General features: G+C 47.2%; 2 protein-coding genes and 1 pseudogene. 2 read left to right on the forward strand and 1 reads right to left on the reverse strand.

Annotated features, from left to right (window positions below; genetic code table 11):
• A pseudogene (locus tag PN462_RS23320) lies at positions 1-165 on the reverse strand (RNA-guided endonuclease TnpB family protein); the annotation flags it as partial.
• Between the two features lie 348 nt (positions 166-513).
• Here PN462_RS23320 and PN462_RS00630 point away from each other — a divergent pair.
• A complete protein-coding gene (locus PN462_RS00630; RefSeq protein ID WP_272125883.1) occupies positions 514-3,546 on the forward strand; it encodes a peptidase domain-containing ABC transporter in 3,033 nt (1,010 codons plus the stop codon).
• 65 nt (positions 3,547-3,611) lie between these two features.
• Positions 3,612-5,366 carry an HlyD family efflux transporter periplasmic adaptor subunit gene (locus PN462_RS00635; protein WP_272125884.1) on the forward strand — a complete coding sequence of 585 codons (1,755 nt, stop codon included), beginning with the start codon at positions 3,612-3,614 and terminating at the stop codon, positions 5,364-5,366.
• Positions 5,367-5,507: the final 141 nt, after the last annotated feature.

Consider the following 5,507-nt stretch of genomic DNA (forward strand, 5'->3'; position numbering starts at 1 on the left):
AATGCTGTGTTGTATCTAAAGAGTTCAGTTTTGCCTACACCTCGATTATCCATCCAAAAACGAAGAACTTTATTTCGCACAAACAAACTTACTTGTCCGAATTGCTTCTTCGATGGCTGATATTTGTTGTGGCTTAGGTTTGACCTTGTACTCTAAGACAAACATTTGACACTAAGTATGCTGGTATCAACACTAGAGCAGATTAAATTCAATATGGCAATAAAAAGCCGTCCTCCACTTCGTTGGCATGACGGGGCTTGAAACCCAGTATTTTTGGTCAAGCCAGTAAAATAAGCCCTCAAAGGCCGACTCCCAACGAAGTCCCAATACTCCCTTCCTCTTTCCTTTGTGTCCTTTGTGTCTTTGTGGTTCAACGACCAACGACCAACGACCAACTATCAACTATCAACTATCAACCCCCCAACCACCTAGGATTCATTATCTATTCTGGAGAAGCCACTGTAAAATGTTGCTGTATTCTTAAAAATCGACCCCAACGTCTGTTGCTGCTCAATGAGCTATACCACACCCGACCTTCGCGTTTTCCTAGAGAAACAGATTCCCTTTAACGCCTTACCTAGTGATGCGATCGCAACGGTCGTGAAAAACCTCAAACCCCTCCGGTATCGCATGGGACAGACAATATTACTCAAAGACCGTCTCCCCCAACAAATCGCCATTCTCTGGGAAGGGAACGTGCGGGTGTTAGGCTACGATGCAGCCACCCAAATGCCCATGACCTTAGAACTGGCCGAGTCCGGGTCAATCTTAGGGTGGGTAGGAGTCCTACGGGGAGTCGCCTGTGAAACCGCCATTGCCTCCACCGAAACCATCTGCCTCACCCTCGATGCCAACCTCTTTCTCTCCCTCATCCAAGACCATCCCCGCTTTGCCCAATATTTCCAACAAAACGTCACCTTAGCCGAACTATTCGACATCCTCAGTCAACAGGACTTCTTACAAGTCCAAAGCATCACCGACCTGAAAACCCTCACCAAACAAGCCCAAGACCAATCCAGACTCTGTATTCTCCCCCCCGGTCGTCACCCGTTGGGAGACAACCTGACTCAACCCCTCCAACAACCGGGATGGATATGGTTTGTCAGTGGGGGAGGGAGTCTCGAAGGACTAACCGCCGGAAATATCCTAGAATTGCCCGACACCCAACAACAATTACAAGTCAAAGGCAACTTCCCAGTACGGTTAGTGGGAGTGCGTCAAGAAGCCTTAAATATCACCCCCGTCCCACCCCCAGAAACCCCCACAGAAACCCCTCAGCCCCCCTCCTCTGGCTTTGCCGACGCACCAGACGACGATGAGGCCATCCCCTACGCATCCCAACCCATTGCAGCCGCAGACAACCTCCCCTCCCATCAACCTCCCCAAAAACCCAGTAAACAACCGCAATATCCCTACATTCGCGCTGGTGGAGGAGTAGAGGGGATTGTCGCCTGTTTACAAATGCTCAGTCAGTATTATAAAGCCCCCTTCCGTCGGGAAGTGGTGCGGCGAGTCCTCAACGACCAGCTACAACGGCAAGGGTCCTTGTCGCTGTACCATATTGGGGCAGTGACGGAGTTAATTGGCCTCAACTCACAAATTGTCAGTATTCCCGCCCGCACTTTAACCCGCTTACAACCTCCCGTCCTGCTACGGTGGCAGGAGAGTTACGCCATTTTATACGAAATTAGCGATCGCCAGCTAGTCATTGCCGTCCCCGAAGTGGGTATCTTGCGACGGAAACCCGCAGACTTCCTCGATACCTGGGAAAAAGTCGGCCAAGTCCTCCTCGTCCAACCCACCAAAGAAACCCCCCAAGAACGTTTTGGCCTCAGTTGGTTTATTCCCGCCTTATTACAATATAAATGGATTCTCGTTGAAGTTTTTATCGCCTCTTTCCTCGTTCAACTCTTTGGACTGGCCAACCCCTTAATTATTCAAATCATCATTGATAAAGTTATTGTCCAAAATAGTGCCGACACCTTGGGAATTTTGGGCGTTTTCCTCGTTGCCGTCGCCATCTTTGAAGCCATTTTAAGTACCGCGAGGACGTATCTATTTGTTGATACCACCAACCGCATTGATATGAAGTTGGGGTCAGAAATTATTGACCACTTACTTCGCTTACCGTTGCGGTACTTTGACCGACGACCTGTAGGGGAACTTTCCAGTCGGGTGAATGAGTTAGAAAATATTCGCTCTTTTTTAACTGGAACTGCCCTAACCGTTGTGCTAGACTCGATATTTTCGGTGGTCTATATTGCGGTGATGCTGATTTATAGTTGGCGACTAACGCTCTTAGCATTAGCCACCATTCCAGTGTTCCTCATTACGACGGCCTTTTTCTCCCCCCTAATTCGTCGGCAACTACGGAGAAAAGCCGAACAAAATGCCCAAACTCAATCCCACCTCGTTGAGGTAATGTCAGGCATTCAGACCGTTAAAGCCCAGAATATTGAACTCCGGTCCCGTTGGCGTTGGCAAGACCTTTATTCCCGCTATGTTTCCTCCGGGTTTAAAACCGTACAAACTTCAACTTTAGCCAATTCGAGTAGTAATTTTTTAAATAAATTATCCGGGTTATTAGTCCTCTGGGGAGGGGCCTATTTAGTCCTCCAAGGAGAATTAACATTAGGACAATTAATTGCCTTCCGTATTATCGCCAGTTACGTCACCAGTCCCCTCCTCCGACTCGCCCAACTCTGGCAAAACTTCCAAGAAGTGGCCTTATCTTTAGAACGACTTGGGGATATTATTGACACCCCCCAAGAGGCCGAAGAAGATGTCGGCAATATTCCTATGCCTCCCATTGAAGGAGGGGTAAAATATGAGAATGTGTCCTTTCGCTTTAAACCCAACGGGCCCCTACAACTGGTGAATGTTAATGCAGAAATTCCGGCGGGGAATTTTGTGGGTATTGTCGGGAAAAGTGGGGCCGGGAAAAGTACCCTCACCAAGTTATTAGTGCGACTGTATGATGTGGAGTCGGGACGTATTTTGATTGATGGCTATGATGTCTCCAAGGTGGAATTATACTCCCTACGGCGACAAATTGGGGTCGTCCCCCAAGACCCCTTGTTATTTGAGGGGACGGTGCAGGAAAATATCGCCATGAACAACCCAGAAGCCTCCAGTGAGGAGGTCATTGAGGCCGCTAAAATTGCGGCAGCCCACGAGTTTATTATGGAACTGCCCAGCGGGTATAATACACGAGTGGGGGAACGGGGGGCCTCCCTATCCGGGGGACAACGACAACGAATTGCCATTGCACGAACTATCCTACAACGGCCCGCCCTGCTGGTTTTGGACGAAGCCACCAGCGCATTAGATTACTTGACAGAACAGCAAGTTTGTGCTAATTTGCACGGCGAATTCGGCGATCGCACAGTCTTCTTCATCACCCACCGCCTCGCCACCATTAAAAACTCCGATATCATCATTATGATGGACGCAGGGGCTGCCGTCGAACAAGGCTCTCACGAAGAATTGATGGCCTTACAAGGCCGATATTATGCCTTATATAAACAACAAGAATTACGCGCTTAGTAGTTGATAGTTGATGTGCGAATCATTAAGGCTTTGAACTAATTACCCATTATCCATTACCCAAAATGTTTAGACGGAAAAAACGACTGAGTGACCATCAACTCCCCTTAAAAAAGCAGTCTGACTCAGCCTTACAAAAGCAGTCCGGCAATACCGCTTTAGCCACCCCAGAAGACGACCAACATCGCAGTCAGTCCTTGGCCGTAAACCCCGTTACTCCCTTTGAACAACCCGTCGTCTTGCGACAGTCTCCCTTTTGGTCACGGTTTATTTTTTGGACCATTTTTGTCATTGTTTGTTCTGCGGTGGGATATGCCTTTGTTGCCGAAATTGAACAAGTTGTTCCTGCCACCGGACAACTGAAACCCCAAGATACCGTGAAAAGCGTCCAGGCCCCCGTAGATGGGGTAGTTGATACCGTTTACGTTGAAGATGGGGATACGGTAGCCCCTGGGGATTTATTAATGCGCTTTGACACCACTTCCGAACGGGCCGATCTACAATCTGCTTTAGCGGTGAAAGAGTCTCTCCAACAAGAAAATCAATTTTATCGGGGCTTAATTGAATCAGGAAACACCGCCGAAATTCGCAAAGCCATTGCCTCCCTAGACTTACCCCCCAGTGTGGTTATGTTAACCAAAAACCGGGAGGAATTAAAAGCCGAAAATCGCTTTTATCTTGCCCAACTAGGAGGCAATCAACAGGGATTAACTCCCCAACAACAAGCCCGCTTACGGACTGCCGAAGTGGAATCTGACTCACGGGAAAATACGGCAAAATTAGCCATTAGTCAAACTAAACAGGAACTGCAACAAAATAAAGTCCAACTGATTGATACGCGGAATAATTTAGAAACCGATAAACAAATTTTAAGTAATCTCCAACAACGGGCCCGGAATTCCATCCAACAAGCGAGAGAATCCCTGCGGATTGAACAAAATATTTTGAATGATATGACTCCCTTAGCTAAAGAAGGGGCGATTCCTAATTATCAGTATCAGAAACAACAACAAACTGTCAGCGATCGCATCGCCCAATTAAGGGAATTAGAAGATAATGCCCGCATTGAAATCCGCGAACAACAACAACAGATCGAAACCCGACAGGCCGAAATTGCCCGCTTACAAGAAGAACAACGTCGTCTCCAGTTGGAAATGTCCCAAGGAGGGCAAGAATTAGTTAATACTACGGCCACCACCCAAAAAGAAATTCAAGAAGCGATCGCGCGAAATGAACAACGCATCGCAGACATTGACAGTCAATTAGTCCAAGCCATTTTAAACATCCTCGTCGAAAACGAGAAACGCATCAAAGAATTGAACAGTCGTATCAGTCAACTGCAACAACGTCTCCAATATCAAGAAGTCCGGGCCAAAGTGGCCGGAAAAGTCTTTGATCTGCAAGCCTATAATGGCTTTGTCGCCAACCCCAGCGAAAAACTCCTCGATATTGTCCCCCAAGATCAATTAGTGGCCGAAGTCTTTATCACCAACAAAGATATTGGGTTTGTCCAAGAAGGAATGGATGCAGATGTGCGTATTGACACCTTCCCCTTTAGTGAATTTGGAGATATTGATGGGACTGTAAAATCCATTGGGTCCGATGCCCTCCCCCCCGATGAAAATAACCAAGTTTATCGTTTCCCCGCTAAAGTGACTTTAGATCAACAAGCCTTAGTCCCCAAAGGAGGCCAACGCATTCCCCTCCAGTCGGGAATGTCGGTGACAGTGAATATTAAAGTCCGTGAAAACCGTAAGGTAATCAGTCTCTTTATTGAGTTATTTACCGATCAAGTAGAAAGTTTGAAACAAGTCCGGTAGTCAATTAACAATTAACAATGAACAAGTTTCCGTAGGGTGCGTTAGGCGCGTGTTTAAAGATTAAATAACGAGAATCAATGGCATTAGTGCCGTAACGCACCGAAATCCCAATCAAGTAACAATGAACAAGTTTCCGTAGGG

The sequence above is a fragment of the Spirulina sp. CS-785/01 genome, assembly GCF_028330525.1.
Taxonomy (GTDB): domain Bacteria; phylum Cyanobacteriota; class Cyanobacteriia; order Cyanobacteriales; family Spirulinaceae; genus JAQMSD01.

Coding starts and splice junctions, on each gene's coding strand:
- PN462_RS00630 (WP_272125883.1), top strand. CDS start 514: ATGAGCTATACCACACCCGACCTTCGCGTTTTCCTAGAGAAACAGATT.
- PN462_RS00635 (WP_272125884.1), top strand. CDS start 3,612: ATGTTTAGACGGAAAAAACGACTGAGTGACCATCAACTCCCCTTAAAA.